The sequence below is a fragment of the Cellulosimicrobium sp. ES-005 genome (assembly GCF_040448685.1).
GTDB lineage: Bacteria > Actinomycetota > Actinomycetes > Actinomycetales > Cellulomonadaceae > Cellulosimicrobium > Cellulosimicrobium cellulans_G.
This window is the reverse complement of the sequence record NZ_CP159290.1, coordinates 63274-78661: the sequence shown is the minus strand read 5'-3', so window position 1 is coordinate 78661 and position 15388 is coordinate 63274. Positions and strand designations below refer to the sequence as shown.

14 protein-coding genes are annotated in these 15388 nt (G+C 72.6%); 2 read left to right on the top strand and 12 right to left on the bottom strand.

Going from position 1 to position 15388, the window contains the following annotated elements:
- Nucleotides 1–41: 41 nt before the first annotated feature.
- From ABRQ22_RS00295 to ABRQ22_RS00270, 6 genes are all read right to left on the bottom strand, one after another.
- Entirely contained in the window at nt 42–1565 is a 1524-nt protein-coding gene (locus tag ABRQ22_RS00295; RefSeq protein WP_253054496.1) for an FAD-dependent oxidoreductase, read from the bottom strand.
- Between the two features lie 114 nt (nt 1566–1679).
- Complete coding sequence (locus ABRQ22_RS00290; protein WP_353708171.1) at nt 1680–2972, bottom strand: extracellular solute-binding protein; 1293 nt, start codon at nt 2970–2972, stop codon at nt 1680–1682.
- Between the two features lie 83 nt (nt 2973–3055).
- Nucleotides 3056–3889, bottom strand: a complete 834-nt coding sequence (locus tag ABRQ22_RS00285) for a carbohydrate ABC transporter permease (RefSeq protein ID WP_253054499.1) — start codon at nt 3887–3889, stop codon at nt 3056–3058.
- An 85-nt stretch (nt 3890–3974) separates the two neighbouring features.
- A complete protein-coding gene (locus ABRQ22_RS00280; protein ID WP_253054501.1) occupies nt 3975–4916 on the bottom strand; it encodes a sugar ABC transporter permease in 942 nt (313 codons plus the stop codon).
- A gap of 28 nt (nt 4917–4944) precedes the next feature.
- Entirely contained in the window at nt 4945–5814 is an 870-nt protein-coding gene (locus ABRQ22_RS00275; protein ID WP_353708170.1) for a dihydrodipicolinate synthase family protein, read from the bottom strand.
- The gene (locus ABRQ22_RS00270) at nt 5811–6506 is read right to left on the bottom strand and encodes a GntR family transcriptional regulator (RefSeq protein WP_253054505.1); all 696 of its coding nucleotides are present in this window, start codon (nt 6504–6506) and stop codon (nt 5811–5813) included. Before ABRQ22_RS00270 ends, ABRQ22_RS00275 begins: the two co-directional genes overlap by 4 nt.
- A gap of 191 nt (nt 6507–6697) precedes the next feature.
- Between ABRQ22_RS00270 and ABRQ22_RS00265 the strand changes: the two genes are divergently transcribed.
- Nucleotides 6698–7708, top strand: coding sequence for a LacI family DNA-binding transcriptional regulator (locus ABRQ22_RS00265; protein WP_353708169.1), 1011 nt, complete (start codon nt 6698–6700; stop codon nt 7706–7708).
- A 9-nt stretch (nt 7709–7717) separates the two neighbouring features.
- On the opposite strand, the gene ABRQ22_RS00260 is transcribed toward ABRQ22_RS00265, so the two are convergent.
- Nucleotides 7718–8704 (bottom strand): ketose-bisphosphate aldolase, encoded by a 987-nt coding sequence (locus ABRQ22_RS00260; RefSeq protein WP_353708168.1) that lies wholly within the window; start codon nt 8702–8704, stop codon nt 7718–7720.
- Between the two features lie 83 nt (nt 8705–8787).
- Here ABRQ22_RS00260 and ABRQ22_RS00255 point away from each other — a divergent pair, with 83 nt between their 5' ends.
- A complete protein-coding gene (locus tag ABRQ22_RS00255; RefSeq protein ID WP_253054511.1) occupies nt 8788–9846 on the top strand; it encodes a LacI family DNA-binding transcriptional regulator in 1059 nt (352 codons plus the stop codon).
- A gap of 57 nt (nt 9847–9903) precedes the next feature.
- Here the strand turns inward: ABRQ22_RS00255 and ABRQ22_RS00250 are convergent, their stop codons facing one another.
- The 5 genes from ABRQ22_RS00250 to ABRQ22_RS00230 are packed head-to-tail and all read right to left on the bottom strand — an operon-like array spanning nt 9904 to nt 15275.
- Entirely contained in the window at nt 9904–10548 is a 645-nt protein-coding gene (locus ABRQ22_RS00250; RefSeq protein WP_047231098.1) for a class II aldolase/adducin family protein, read from the bottom strand.
- Nucleotides 10545–12044: an FGGY-family carbohydrate kinase gene (locus ABRQ22_RS00245; protein ID WP_353708167.1), complete on the bottom strand. Its 1500-nt coding sequence runs from the start codon at nt 12042–12044 to the stop codon at nt 10545–10547. The genes ABRQ22_RS00250 and ABRQ22_RS00245 overlap by 4 nt, the downstream gene beginning before the upstream one ends.
- Nucleotides 12041–12970: a carbohydrate ABC transporter permease gene (locus tag ABRQ22_RS00240; RefSeq protein WP_353708166.1), complete on the bottom strand. Its 930-nt coding sequence runs from the start codon at nt 12968–12970 to the stop codon at nt 12041–12043. Before ABRQ22_RS00240 ends, ABRQ22_RS00245 begins: the two co-directional genes overlap by 4 nt.
- Nucleotides 12967–13935: a sugar ABC transporter permease gene (locus ABRQ22_RS00235; RefSeq protein WP_052877364.1), complete on the bottom strand. Its 969-nt coding sequence runs from the start codon at nt 13933–13935 to the stop codon at nt 12967–12969. Before ABRQ22_RS00235 ends, ABRQ22_RS00240 begins: the two co-directional genes overlap by 4 nt.
- Before the next feature lie 2 nt (nt 13936–13937).
- Nucleotides 13938–15275: an extracellular solute-binding protein gene (locus ABRQ22_RS00230; RefSeq protein ID WP_353708165.1), complete on the bottom strand. Its 1338-nt coding sequence runs from the start codon at nt 15273–15275 to the stop codon at nt 13938–13940.
- Nucleotides 15276–15388 lie beyond the last annotated feature (113 nt).

Here is a 15388-nt window from a genome sequence, read left to right as displayed (position 1 = left end):
ACGGCGGGTCGCGAGAGCGCGGCCGGGCGGACGGCGCGTCCTCAGAGGCGCGGGGCGCGACCCGTGAACGTCTCCGCCTCGGCGAGGTAGGCGTCGTGCACCTCGCCCGCGGCGAGCGCGGCGTTCACGGCGTCGACGGCGAGGCGGCGCTCGCGCTCCACCGCCACGGGGTCGCGGCGCAGCGACGCCCCCTGGTCCAGCAGGGTCGCCTGGACGTCACGGTGGTCGACCTCGCGCGGACGCGTACCGCTCTTCGCCGCCAGCGCCGCGAGCGTGCCCGCCGCGTGGCCGATGGCCATGACGCCGCCTTGCGTCCGGAAGGAGCCGTGCGCCGCCTGGTCGGCGGAGATCGCGCGGCCCGCCATCACGAGCCCGTCGAGCTCCACGGGGATGAGCGCCCGCTGGGGCACGTCGTACGTGTCCTCGAGGTCCTGCCACGTGCCCCCGCCCGTGTACCCCGACTTGCCCTTGAGGTTGTGGATGTCGATCGGGAAGTAGCCGCGCGAGACGACGTCGTCGAACTTCTGCCCGTTGACGACGTCCTCCCCGGTGAGCACGTACTCACCCGTGATGTGGCGGCTCTCGCGGATCCCGAGCGCCGTCCCGGTCCCCGCGAGCTGGGCGTTCTCGAACCCGGGCACCTTCTCGACGAGGAAGCGCGAGAGCGACATGACCTGGCGTCGGGCGTCGATCTCCGCGCGGGTGAGGGACTCCGCGTCGGTGGCGTCGACCTCCGCGACGCGCGTCGAGTTGAAGTGCAGGACGCCGTGGTGCGTGGTCGTGAGGAAGAGGATCGAGTCGCGGCCCAGGTAGAGCTCCTCGTCGGCCATGGCCTTGCCGACCATCTCGACGAAGCCCTGGCCGACGAAGTGGTCCTTCGGCTGCGGGAGCCGGGGCGAGTAGTCGGACACCGCGACGAACTCGGAGGCCCACTCGAAGTCCTCGGGGTGCTCGTCCATGTACCTCTTCACCGCGAGCGTGTCGACTCCCTCCATGTCGAACATGAGCGTCGCGGGCTGGGACAGCCCGTGACCGTTGCCGACGGTGTGGGCGGCACCGGCCCGCGCGGCGACGTCACCGTCGCCCGTCGCGTCGACGACGACCTTGGCACGGATCTCGCTCCTGCCGCCCTTGTTCTCCACGACGACGCCCCGCACGGCGCCGTCCTCGACGATCGTGTCCGCGATCCAGGTGTGCAGGAGCGGGGTGCCGCCGGCTTCGAGGAACAGCGTCATGGCCGACCACTTGTACTGCTCGCGGTCGTAGAAGCACAGGTAGCTCCCGCTCCCGTGCGGGTTCGTGCAGCGGATGTGCCCCGTGGAGCCCCCCGCCGCCACCATGTGCCGGACGAAGTCGTACGGCACGCCCGCGATGACGCGCTCGTCCTTGAAGTAGAAGGGCGAGATGGGACCCAACCACCCGATGGTCGCCATGCCGCCGAGGAACCCGTACCGCTCCACGAGCAGGGTCTTCGCGCCCGTGCGTGCCGCAGCGATCGCGGCGATGAATCCGGACGGTCCGCCCCCGCAGACGATGACGTCGAAGTCGGTCGAGGTGGTGCTCATGGAGTGTCCTTCCTGGGTGGTGGTGCTCGTTGCCGTGCTGCTCGTGCCGTGCTGCGTCCCTGCGGCGGGACGGTGGGCCGGGACGGCCCGCGGGCCGTCCCGGTGGGCCGGTGGTCAGCCGCCCGAGTAGGCGGACGCCGCCGTCTGGAGCGACGGGAGCGGGTCGGCTCCCTTGAAGACCGTCTGCTGGCCGGCCGACACCAGGGCGGCGCTCAGCTCGTTGAACCTCGTCGACGTGACCTCGGGGCGCCCGTGCTCGGCGATGTAGTCGCGCCAGGTGCGCAGCTCCTCGGCGTTGCCGAGGCTCGCGAAGTCGTCCGAGTCGTAGACCGAGGACCGCGAGGGCAGGACGCCGGCCTCGGCGAACGCCGTCGCCGACTCGACCGACGTGTAGTACTTGATGAACTCCCACGCGCCCTCCGGGTCCGAGGAGTTCGCCCCGATGCCCATCGTCTGGCCGGCGACCGCCGTGGGCAGCGGGCCCGCGGCGTCGAACGGCACCGGGACGACCTGCAGGTTCTCGCCGATCCCGTCCCCGGCACGCGCCGCGCTCACGCGCTGCGTGCCCTCGATCGCCATGCCGATGGTCCCCGCCGAGACCCCCTGCACGACGTCGTCGGCCGTCATGCTGAGCGCCTCGTCGCCGAACGCGCCGGCATCGTGGAAGTCGCTCATGAGGTCGAGCGCCGCGACGCCTGCGTCGCTCGCGAACGCGGGCTCGCCCGAGTCGTCGAGGATCTCGCCGCCGTTCGCCCACGTGAAGGGGATGAACTTCTCGACGAAGTCGGCGCCGAGGCCCTGGTCCGAGAACCCGATCGCGAGACCCGTCGTCACGTCGGTCTCGGCGCTCAGCCGTCCCGCCACGTCGACGAGCTCGTCCGTCGTCGAGGGCACCTCGGCGCCGATCTCGTCGAGGAGGTCGGCGCGGTACCAGAGCATCCACGCCCGGACCTCCCACGGCACGGACATGACGTCGCCGTCGAACGTGACGCCGTCGAACGGGAAGATCGAGTCCGCCTCGAGCTCGTCGAGCTCGGTGCCCGCCACGTCCCCGAGGGGTTGGAGCGTGCGCGCGTCCACGTGCGTCGCGAGCTGGGTGCTGTACACGTTGAGGATGTCCGGGCCCTGGCCGCTGCTCGTCGCCCGGATGACCTCGGCGTCGATCTGCGCGTAGTTGATCGAGCGGACGGTCACGGTCACGTCGTCCTGGCTCGCGTTGAAGCCGTCGACGATCTCCTTGAGCGCCTTCCCGCGCGCGTCGTCGGCCGAGCTCGGGTCGAGGAACGTCCAGAGCTCGAGGTCGGACGAGCCGCCGGACGACGAGTCCCCGCCGCATGCGGCGAGCGAGAGGGCGAGCGCCCCGGTCGCTGCGAGCGCGACGGCCCTGCGGGTGGTGGAGGTACGCATGGTTCCTTCTTCCTTGAAGTGCGTGCGGAGGTGGGTGCTGCTCGAGGACGTGGGCGCGGCGCGCCGGGTCGGCGGGACCCGGCTCACCCCTTGGTCGCGCCCGCGGACAGGCCCGAGACGATGCGCTTCTCCATGAGGACGAAGAGCACGATCATCGGGACGACGGTGACGACGACGGCGGCGGTGAGCTGGCCCCACTCGATGCCGTACTGGGACAGGTAGTTGTAGAGGCCGACGGCGACCAGGCGCTTCTCGTCGGAGCTGACCATGGTCGAGGCGATGAGGAAGTCGTTCCAGACCGCGACGAACGCGACGACGGACGCCGCCGCGATGCCCGGCTTGGCGAGCGGCAGCACGAGCTGGACCATGATCCGCAGGTCGCCCGCGCCGTCGATGCGCCCCGCCTCCTCGAGCGAGCCGGGGATCGACTGGAGGAAGCCCCGCAGCATCCACAGCACGGTCGGGACCTGCCACGCGGTGTAGACGACGATCATGCCGGCGTAGGTGTCGTACAGCCCGGTGCGGACCGCGAGGAAGTACAGGGGCACGAGGATCGCGATGCCCGGGATCATCGACGTCATGAGGATGAGGAACAGGCTCGCGTCGCGGCCGCGGAACGCGAACCGGGCGGTCGCGTAGGCGCCGAGCAGGGCGAGCACGATGGTCAGCACGACCGAACCCGCGGCGACGACGATGCTGTTGAGGAGGTAGCGCGGCACCTGGGACTCGAAGAGGACCTTGGTGTAGTTCTCGAGCGTCGGGGCGGCCGGGATCCAGCCGCTGTCCGAGAGCACCGCGCCCTTGCTCTTGAACGAGGTCGACAGCGCCCACAGGAGCGGGAGCACGGCGAACACGGACGCCGCGACGAGGCCGACGTACGCGAGCGGGCCGGCCGGCCGGTGCCGCCCGTGGGACACCGCACCTCCGCGGGGCCGCGACCGCCGTCCGGCCCGGGTCGAGGACGGCGTCGGTGCGGTCGCCGGCGCCAGGGTCGTGGTCGTCTCAGGCATCACGGTCACCCCGCAGCATCTTGATGTAGGCCAGGCCGAAGACGACGTTGAAGACGAACAGGATCACGCTGTACGCCGCGCCGAGGCCGAGGTTGAAGAAGCTGAACGACTGCTGGTAGGCCTCGAGGCTCACGAGCAGCGTCGCGTTGAAGGGCCCGCCGCCCGTGAAGGTCAGGACGAGCGTGACCATGTTGAAGTAGAGCAGCGTGAGCATGATCGCCACGACGAAGACCGTCGGCATGATCATGGGCAGGGTCACGGAGCGGAACCTGCGGAACGCGCTCGCGCCGTCCACCTCGGCCGCCTCGTGCAGCTCGGCCGGAACGCCCTGGAGCGCGGCGAGCGTGAGGATCGTCGCGAGCGGGTAGCTCAGCCACACGTTCACCAGGACGAGGGCGACCATCGCGAGCACCGGGTCGGCGAGCACGTCGACGCGGGAGCCACCCAGGCTCCCCAGGCCCAGCGGCCCGTAGTCGGGGTTGAGGAGCCAGCGCCACAGGAGCGCGGCCACGGTCTGCGAGATGACCCAGGGCATGAGGATCAGCACGCGGAACACGCGACGGAACCTCGCGGGGCGGTCGAGCAGGTGGGCGAGGCCGACGGCGAGCGGGAGCGCGAGGACCAGCGACCCGAGCACGTAGACCATCGAGCGGCCGATCATGGCCCAGCCCTCGGTGGTGCCCAGCACCTGGGCGTAGTGCTGGAGACCGACGAAGTCCTCGACCTCGGTGTACCGGGTCTCGTGCACGGAGAGGTTGAGCGCGAAGAGGATGGGGAACACCGACACGATCGCGACGAGCACGACAGCCGGCGCGAGCAGCGCGACGGGCAGGCGGGTCGACCGCAGCGACCGGCGGCGGGGCGGGCGTGCCGGCGCACGGGCCGGCTCGACGTCCGCGGGGGGCGGCGTCGTGGGCGGGGTGGTCAGGCTCATGGTCATCGTCGACCTCCGGGCGGGACGGTCAGGCCTGCACGACGGCAGGTGGTTCGGGGACCGGGTCGGTGGCGGGTCGGGACACGTGCGGGACGCGCACGGCAGAGGAGGCGAGCAGGCCCTCGGCGACCAGGCGCGCCTTCGTCGCGGCGAGGTTCGGGCCGTAGACCCCGACGAGCGCGTCGACGTCCGGCCGGACGGCGAGCGCCGCCGCGACGTCGCCTCGGCGCAGCGCCTCGGCCTGGCGCAGGAACGGCTCCGGTCCCGCCTGCATGACTCCCGAGACGACGCCGGCCCCCCCGGCCTCGACGACCTCGGGCAGCAGAGCGTCGTTCCCGGAGTAGACGACCGCCCCGGCGGGCAGCGCGTCCACCAGGCGACCCACGTAGTCGACGCCTGGGACGCTCACCTTGACCCCGTCGAGACCGGCCGCCACCACGACGGCGGCCAGGTCCTCGGGCGAGATGTCGAGGCCCGTACGGTCGGGAAAGACGTAGGCGAACAGCTCGCACCCGTCGAGGGCGCGGCGCAGTCCCGTGTAGTAGTCGACGAGCGCCGCGCGCGGCACGGCCGTGTAGTACGGGGTGATCGCCGCGAACCGTCGGGCGCCGAGCTCGTGCGCGCGCATCGCGAGTCGGACGGCCGCGTGCTCGGACGCGGCTCCCACGTGGGCGAACACGTGCTGGGGCCCGATCTCGTCGACGGCGGCCCCGATCACGGCGAGCCGCTCGTCGTCGGACAGCGTCACGAACTCGCCGGTCGTGCCGGCGACGAAGTGCGCCTCGACGTCGAGCGTCGCCGCCCGGGCGAAGAGCCGGCGGCACGACACGAGGTCGAGCGCGCCGTCCTGGCCGAACGCCGTCACCAGGGCGGGCAGCAGGTGAGGGGTGGTAGTCATGCGGGAAGCTCTCCGTCGGTCGGGGTCGAGATGCGGGCGTGGGCCTGCACCATGCGCGTGCGGGCGCCGAGCAGGTGCTCCTGCACCTCCGCCACGGCTTCCTCCACGCGGCCGGCCCGCGTCGTCTCGAGGATCGCGACGTGCGAGGCGAACGACGGGCCGAGGTCGATGTCCTCGGCGTTCGTGATCTGGAGGAGCACGGCGAAGGTGGGCTCGTACTGGCGCCAGATGTCGAACAGCCGCCTGCTGCCGGACAGCGCGTAGAAGGACGAGTGGAACGCGAGGTCGGCACGCGCGTAGTCGTCGTACCGGTCGTCGTCGGCCGCGGCACGCATGGTGTCGAGCGCGGCGAGCGCCGCCGCCCAGTCGGCCGCGTCGGCGCGCTGGTGCGCGAGGCGCAGCGCGAGGACCTCGATCGCCTCGCGGATCGCGTACAGCTCGACGATGTCGTCCGCGGTGAGCCCCGCGGCGAACACCTTGCGTCGTCGCGTGACGACGAGGCCCTCCGACTCGAGCTGGCGGAGCGCGTCGCGCACCGGGCCGCGGCTCACGTCGAACGACTCGGCGAGCCGGGGCTCGGCGAGGTGGGACCCCGCCGGGACCTCTCCCGCGATGATCATGTGCCGCAGCCTCTCGGCGATGTGGTCGCTCAGTGCCGTCGTCGGCACCGGTTCCACCGCTGTCCAGGTCATCGCCACGCTCCCCTCTGAACGTCAGCAGTCAACTGTTAACAGGTGACAGTAATCGATTACACCCGCCGCCGCAAGACCCCACCGCACCGACCGCCGTCCGGCGCGCGCCCTACGATGAGCGGCACGGCGAGCACAGCCGCCCCGGCGCACCCCGGACCGGTGCGCACGACCCCCGCCGAGGAGGCGCTCCCATGACCCGTATCGTCGACGTCGCCCGGCACGCGGGCGTGTCCACGGCCACGGTCTCCCGGGTCCTCAACGGCAAGAGCGTGCGACCCGAGCTCGCGGCCGCCGTCCACGCCGCGGTCGAGGACCTCGGCTACGTGCCCGACCGCACCGCGCGCTCGCTCCGCCGCCGGTCGAGCGACGTCGTCGCGCTCGTCCTGCCCGACGTCGAGAACCCGTTCTTCACGGCCGTCGCGCGCGGCGTCGAGGACGTCGCGCAGCAGGCGGGGTACTCGGTCGTGCTCTGCAACACCGACGACGACCCCGCCAAGGAGGAGCGCTACCTCGCGGTGGCGGAGCACGAGAACATGGCGGGGGTCGTCGTCGCGCCCGCGAGCGGCTCGCCCGAGATCGCCGCTCTGCGCGCGCGGCGCCGGGCGGTCGTCGTGATCGACCGCCGGGTGGGCCAGGACGTGGACCAGGTGGTGTTCGACAACGTCACGCTGGGGCGGCGGGCCGCGCAGGCGCTGGTCGAGCGCGGGTTCCGGCGGATCGCGTGCGTCACGGGGCCGGTCGCGACGAGCACGGCGGTCGACCGCGCACGCGGCTGGCGGGAGGTGCTCGACGACGCGGGCATCCCCGCCGACGACCTCCTCGTGCACGCCAACTTCCGCGTCGACGGGGGCTACGACGCGACCGTCGCGCTGCTCGCCCGGGCCGACCCTCCGGACGCGGTCGTCGCGACGAACAACCTGGTGGGCGTCGGGGTGCTCCGCGCGCTCGCCGACGCGCACGGCCGCCCCGCGGCGTCCCCGGCGGACGCGGTGGGCGGCCAGGGACCGGGCAGCGGTCCGGCGCTCGGGGTCGGGATCGTGGGCGACCTCCCCTTCGCGACCTCGCGCACGTCCGACGTCGCGCTCGTGCCCCTGGACCCCCGTGCGCTCGGCACGACGGCGGCCCGCCTCCTGCTGGACCGGCTCGCGGGCGACGAGGAGCCGGCCCGGCAGGTCGTCCAGGAGACGCCCGCCGGGCCGTGAGCGCCGGGCTCAGCGCGGTGCCGCGGCCTCCCGGGCCCCGACGTCGGCCGCCCGCCCCGCCTGCCCGAACAGGACCATGCGCTCCTCGAGGAGCCGCTGCGCCCAGCGCCGGCCCTCGGCGAGGTAGCCCGCGGGGTCCACGTCCCCGGGGGACTGCGCGAGCGCGACCCGGACGCCGGCGGTGAACGCCATGTAGTGGTCCATGCCCTGGTTGATCTTGCGGACGCCGAGGCCGGCCGCGCGCGCCTTCTCCGCGTCGGGGACGCCCCACGACTCGGGCAGGTCGCCGCCGTGCGCGTTGATCGTCGCCCGGAGGTCGGCCGGCAGGCCCGACGACCCGTGCATGACGAGGTGCGTGCCGGGCACCCGCGCCGCGATGCGCTCGACGAGGTCCATGTGCAGGACGGAGCCGTCCGGCGGGCTCGTGAACTTGTAGGCGCCGTGCGACGTCCCGATCGCGACGGCGAGCGCGTCGACGCCGGTGCGGCGCACGAACTCCTCCGCCTGCTCCGGGTCGGCGAGGACGATCTCGGCGTGGCTGCGCCCGTCCTTGGAGCCGCCGATGGTCCCGAGCTCCCCCTCGACGGACACGCCGTGCGCGTGCGCGTGCTCGACGACGCGGCGCGTGACCGCGACGTTCTCCTCGAAGCCGGCCGGGCGGCCGTCCGGACCGATCGAGCCGTCGATCATCACGCTCGTGAAGCCGGCGGCGACGGCCCGCGCGCAGGTCGCCTCGTCCGGCCCGTGGTCGAGGTGGAGCGCGACCGGCACGTCCGGGTAGGCGCCGATCACGGAGTGCAGGGCCGACCACCAGGTCCGGTCGTCGCCGTAGGGGTGCGACCCGGCGAGCGTCTCCACGATCACGGGGCTCGCCGTCGCGCGCGCGGCGTCGAGCACCGCGGTGGCCATCGCGAGGTCGGCGACGTTGAAGGCGCCGACGCCGTAGCCACCCCGGGCGGCGGCGTCGAGCAGGGTACGGTTCGTGACGAGGGTCATGGCTGACCTTCCTGTCGTGTCGTCGGGAGCGTGCCGCCCGGGCGGACGGCGACGGGTTCGTGCGGGCGACGGGCGGAGGCGACGTGACGCAGGACGACGACCGGACCGCGGGAGCGGGTGGCCGGTCCGTGCGGCTGGCCGACATCGCCGCGCGCGCCGGGGTGTCCATCAAGACGGTGTCGCGCGTCGTCAACGACGAGCCGCACGTCGCCGCCGCCACGCGGCGCCTCGTCGAGGACGCGATCGCCGAGCTGGGCCTGGAGGGCGAGGCCCGCCCGCGGGGACGCAAGCGCCGGACCGGCGTCGTCGGGCTCGTGTTCCCCGACGTGCGCAACGACTACTTCGCCGCGGTGAGCCGCGCGCTCCAGGAGCGGCTGGCGAACGTCAGCCCGACGCTGCTCTCCGCCGACTCGGACGACGACCTGCACACCGAGGAGTCGATCCTCACGGCCTTCCGACGCCTCGACGTCGACGGCCTCGTGATCTTCCCGACCGGCGCACCGGGCCTGGTGGAGTTCGCTCAGTCCGTCCCGACCGTCGTCGTGGACCGCACGGTCCCCTCCGTCCGGGGTCTCGTCGACCACGTGCTGCCCGACGCCCGGCACGCGGCCGAGCAGCTCACCCTGCACATGATCGAGCAGCACCACGTGCAGCGGGTGTGCCTCGTGGCCGGAGACCTCGCGGTCTCCACCCTGCGCAACCGGCACACGGCGTTCCAGCGCGTCGTCAGCCGGACGGGGACCGAGAACCACGTCCTCGCCGGGCTCACGACGTCCGAGGAGGCCGCGACCGCCGCGTACTCGCTGTTCCGGACGCTCGAGCCGCCGTTCGGCGTGCTCGCGACGAACAGCCTCATGTTCTGGGGCGTGCTCACCGCGGCGCAGCGCCTCGGGCTCAAGGTGCCGTCCGACGTCGTGCTCACGACGTTCGACAACGTGCCCGGCGTGGGGACGACGGGCCTGGTGCCGACGAACGCCGTCGCGCCGGCCGCGACGCTCGCCGCGCGGACCGTCCAGCTCCTCACGGAGCGCATGAACAACCCGACGCTGCCGCCGCGCCTGCTCGACATGGACTACGACATCGCCTACGGCACGACGTGCGGCTGCGTGCCGATCGACCCGGCGCGCAACGTCCTCGGGTAGCGTCCGGCGGCGGGCCGCCGGGCCGGCCCCGCGGGGACGGTGCGCACCGGGCACGGGTCAGAGCGTGTGCGTGATGCCCAGCGAGGCGTAGTCGAGCACGATCGGCTCGTCCGTGACGGCCCGCGCCGCGGAGAGCACCTTCGCCGCGCTCTCCACCGCGACGCTCGTCTTGAACGCGTCGCGCAGGTTCGGGCCGACGGTGAGCAGGCCGTGGTTGGCCCACACGACCGCGTTGCGGTCCTCGAGGTAGCGCGCCATGTCGCGGCCGAACTCGGTCGAGTTGCTCAGCGCGAACGGCATGATCGGCACGTCGCCCTTGGTGTAGATGACCATGTTGACGAGCGCGCCGCGGATCGGCTCCCCGAGCACGCCGAACACGTTCGCGTACGTCGGCTCGGTGTGGACGATCGCCTGCACGTCGGGGCGGGCGGCGTACACGGCGAGGTGGACCGTCACCTCGGACGACGGCAGCAGGTGGCCCTCGACGACGTTCGCGTCCTCGTCCACGACGACCAGGTCGTCGGGCGTCATGCGGTCGTACTCGAGGTCCGTCGGGGTGATGAGGAACGTCGACGTGCCGGGGATGCGGAGGCTGATGTTCCCCTGCGTGTTGAAGTTGAGCCCGAGCTTCACGGACTCCAGGCAGTACGCGAGGACGTCCTCGCGCGCGGCCTGCAGGTCGAACGTGTCCAGCGTGGTCATGCGATCTCCTTGAGTGCGGTGCCGTCGAGGGGCTCGACGGCGAGGGACGTGCTGACGGGGGTGAGGAGGCGGTGGAGCGAGTCGAACGTCGCGCGCTGCCGCGCGTACCACGCCGCGTGGCGCGGGTCCGGGCTCGCCTCGTGGAGGACGGGTGGAGCGGGCAGGTCGAGCACGTCCCGGAACGTGCCGACCCCGAGGGCCGCGAGCAGCGCGGCGCCCCGCCCCGCAGCCTCGCGCACGACGGCGCGCAGCGGGACGCCCGCGGCGTCGGAGCGCGCCTGCAGCGCGGCGAGGTTGGCCGAGCCGCCGCCGACGGCGTGCACCTCGACCGGGGGGACGCCGCGCTCCGCGAGCGCGGCGCGGATCTTCGCGAGCTCGAACCCGGACGCCTCGACGAACGCGCGCGCGATCTGGGCGGTCGTCGTCTCGAGCGTCAGCCCGAGGAGCGCTCCGCGCGCCGCCGGGTCGTTGTCGAGCGTGCCGGAGCCCGCGAGGTACGGGGCGACGAGGAGCGGGGGCGGGTCCACCGCGCCGACCTCGTAGAGCGACGCCCAGGGGTCGATCCGGTCGTGGTGGACGATGGTCGAGAACCAGTCGAGCGCGAACCCGCCGGCGGCGGTCCCCGCGAGCGTGACCCACAGGTCGTCGCCGACGGGGTAGGTCGCGAGCCCGGTGCCGTCGAGGCCACCGGGGCGGGCTCGCGTCCCCACCGTCAAGCAGTCGCTCGACCCGAACGAGAACACGGCCCGGTGCCCGGGCCGCCCCCCGCCGCCGAGGAACGCCGCGGCCTGGTCGTGGACACCGGCCACGACGGGCGTGCCCGGTCGCAGGCCCGTGCGCTCGGCCGCGTCCGCGGACACGGTGCCGACCACCTCGCCCGCGGCCACCGCCGGGGAGAACAGGTGCCCGGGGACGTCGAGCGCGTCGAGGACGGTGGCCGACCAGGTGCGCGAGCGCACGTCGAACGCGCCGGTGCGCGCCGCCATCGTGAGGTCGACGGCGGGCGCCGCACCCAGGCGGGTCGCGACGAAGTCGTCCATCGTGCGGACCGCCGCGGGCAGCCCGGCGTCGGGCAGGAGGTCGTGGACCTTGTGGACGGAGAACATGGGGTGCAGCGGCTGGCCGGTGATCTCCTGGGCGACGTCGTCGCCGAGCGCCTCCCGGAGCCGGGCCGCGGAGGCCGCGCCGCGGCCGTCCATGCTCAGCGGTGCCGGACCGAGCGCCCGGCCCGCGCGGTCGACGGGCACGACGGCCTCGCCCAGCGTGGAGAAGGACAGCGCCTCGACGGGGTCCGCGCGGACCGCGGGCTCGCCGACGACGTCGCGCACGAGCGCCTCGACGCCGTCCAGGACGGCCTCCGCGTCGACGTGCGCGCGGCCGGGTGCGGGTCGCACGACCGTGGTGCGGCGCGAGCGCGCGACGAGCTCGTTGCCGCTCTCGTCGTAGACGCCGACGCGCGTGCCGGTGGTCCCGAGGTCGATGCCGAGGAAGCTCACTTGACCGACCCCGCGAGCCCGTTCACCAGGTACCGCTGGATGAACAGGTAGACGACGACGATGGGCACCGAGATGAGCACGAGCACCGCGAACAGCGCGCCCGGCTGGCTCAGGTAGATCCCCCGGTACGCGAGGGGGACGAGCGTCAGCGGCTTGAGGTCGTTGTCGCTGATCGCCACGAGTGGGAGGAGGAAGTCGTTCCACGTCATCATGAGCTGCCAGATGACGACCACGGCCGCCGCCGCCTTGCCGAGCGGGAAGTAGATGCGCCAGAAGATCGTCCAGGCGGAGGCTCCGTCGACCAGCGCGGCCTCGTACGTCTCGTCGGGGATCGCGAGGTACGTGGTGCGGATCATGATGACGGCGAACGGGAGCCCGAGCGCGGTGTAGGCGAGCACGAGGCCGAGGAGCGAGTCGTAGAGGCCGATCGCCTGGAGGATCTTGAAGACCGCCACGACGATGCTCGCCATGGGCAGCACGAGCGCGAGCAGCAGCCCCACGAACACGACGCCGCGGAACGGCACCCGCAGGCGGGCGAGGGCGAACGCCGTCATGGAGCCGAGGAGGACCACGAGCAGGATCGACGGGACCGACACCAGCAGGCTGTTGAGCAGGTGCTGGAGGATCGGGTTGGTCTCGAAGATCGTCACGTAGTTGCGCAGCGTGGGCTCCTCGGGGAGCAGCCCGAGCGCCGTCGTCGAGGGGTTGGACGTCGGCAGCAGCGAGATCCCGAGCACCATGACCACGGGGATCATCCACAGCACGGCGAGCGGACCGAGCAGCCAGTGCGACCACCGCGGCGGGGCCTCCACGTCCTTGCTGCGTTTGTGACCGCGGGGGCGGCGCCCCGCCGCGACGGTCTCCCGCGCGGCGGCGTCGTCGGGCGCGCGCCCCGCGCGGGCGGTGCCGGAGCTGAGTGCCGTCATGACTTCTCCCCCGTGATGAACCCCGCGCCGAACGTGCGCAGCATCGCGACGGACGAGCCGATCGCGAGGACGAGCAGGACGACCGAGATCGTCGCGCCGTAGCCGAACGACTGGAGCTGGAAGGCTTCCTTGAACATGTACGTCGGCATGAGCTCCGACGCGTGGTTGGGCCCGCCCTCGGTGAGCACCCAGACGAGCTCGAAGGTCTTGAGCGACCCGATGATCCCGAGCAGGACGAGCGACAGGTGGGTGGGCTTGAGGAGCGGCAGGACGATCCGGCGGACCAGCGACCAGCCGCTGGCGCCGTCGATGCGCGCGGCCTCGAGGACCGAGTGGTCGAGGAGCTGCAGGCCGGCGAGGTAGAAGAGCATCGAGAAGCCCGACCACATCCAGACGTTGACGACGATCACCGTGACGATCGCGGTCGACGGGTCGGACAGGTAGGGGCGCGTGAGGACCTCGAGGCCGGTGGCCCGGCCGAGCTGCGCGAGCACGCCGTTGAACGGGTCGAGCAGGCGCTGCCACACGATGCCCACGACGACGGGCGACAGGACGGCCGGCAGGAAGAAGATCGCCCGGTAGACCGTCCTCCCGCGCAGCCGGGTGTTGAGGAGCCACGCGAGCGTGAAGCCGATGACGGCCTGCGGCACGATCGTCAGGAGGATCCACAGCAGCGAGTTGCGCAGCGTGATGTGGAAGACCGGGTCCTGCGCGAGGTCCGCGTAGTTCTGGACGCCCGCGGGCGTCCCGGCGTTGACGCCGTCCCAGTCGAGCGTGCTCGCCTGGACGTTGAACACGATCGGGTACACGACGAACACCGCGAAGAGCAGGAGCGCGGGGGCGATGAAGCCGAGCGCGACGAGCTGCTGGCGGCGACGCGTGCTGCGTCCCGTCGGCGTCGTCGCGCGCGACCCGGCGACCCGCGGCGTCGCCGCCGCGGGTCGCCCGGAGACGAGGGCTGCCATCGTCAGCCCAGCCCGTCCTGGACCGCCTGGACCGACGCCGCGGCCTCCCCCGGCGTCGACTGGCCCGCGGCGACCGCGGACAGCGCGTCGGCGACGGCCGTGTCGATGTCCGGCGACTCGAAGTAGCGCGAATACTGCACCTCGGGCATCCAGTCCTCGGTGAACGTCGTCCACATCTCCTGCTGCTTGTCGCTCGTGAACTCCTCGGGGTCGAGGCCCTGCACGGCGGGCAGGTCGTTGAAGGTGTTGATGAGCACCTGGGCGCCGTCGCCCGCAATCCAGTCCGTGAGGACCTGGCACGCGAGGTCGGGGTTCTTCGCGTCCTTCGAGATGCCGAGCGCGACATCGATGCCGCCGACGAGCTGCGGCTCCGGAGCCCCGCCCGGGATCGTCGGGAAGAGGAAGGGCTCGTAGCCCTCCATGCCCTGCGAGAGCGGCGGGATGTCCGAGCGCGAGGGGTCGGACTGCTGGATCCACCACGCGCCGAGGGGGATCATCGCGGCGTTGCCCGCCTCGAACTGGTTGACGCCGTTCGGGTAGGCGTCGAGCGCCAGGGCGCCTTGCTGGGCGATCCCGTCGGTGAACAGCTTCTGCCAGTACGTGAACGCCTCGACGATGCCCGGGTCGGTCCAGGACGCCTCCCCCGACTCCGCCTGGTAGACGAGCCCGGGCTCGATGTTGTTGGCGATCTGCAGGAACACGACGTTCCGCAGCCACGAGTCCTTCGCGGGCAGCAGGAACGGCGCCGCCGAGCCGCCGCCGAGGGTGTCGACGGCGCTCTCGAGGTCGGCCCACGTGGCCGGCGGCTCGATGCCCGCCTCGTCGAGGATGTCGGAGTTGGCCCAGAGGTTCACCGTCTGCACGAGGAGGGGCAGCGCGTAGTAGTGCTCGTCGCCCTCGGGGTTGCCCATGCGGGCCTGCTCGAGGCCGATGGGGAAGAACTTCGACTCCCAGTCGTCGCCCCAGGTCTCGGCCGCGCAGTCCTCCAGCGGCATGAGGTTCTCCCGGTACTGCTGGGTCAGCGCGCCGGGCTGCAGACCCACGATGTCGGGCATCGTGCCCGAGCTCGCGCGGGTCTGCAGGTCCACGACGTACTCCGGGTAGTTGAAGATCGTGGCGTCGATCGTGACGTCCGGGTTGGCGGTGGTGAACGCGTCGATCATCTGACGCGTGGTCTGCTCGATCGGGCTCCAGGAGCGGAACGACACCGTCGTCCCGCCCTCGCCCCCCTGGCCCGACTGCTCAGGATCCGCGCCGCCCGCGCACGCCGCGAGCGACGTGACGATCGTGAGCGCGACTCCGGCCTGGATGCCGCGGCGCGCAGTTCGGGGAAGCTTCATCGCGTCCGTCCTCTCTCCGTCGTTGGATGCGAGGGCCTCATCGAACGTCTCCGGGTCGAGGTCGTCAACGGCTCCGCCGACCCCGTCGCCGCCGCGCCGGCCGCGTGTCGTCC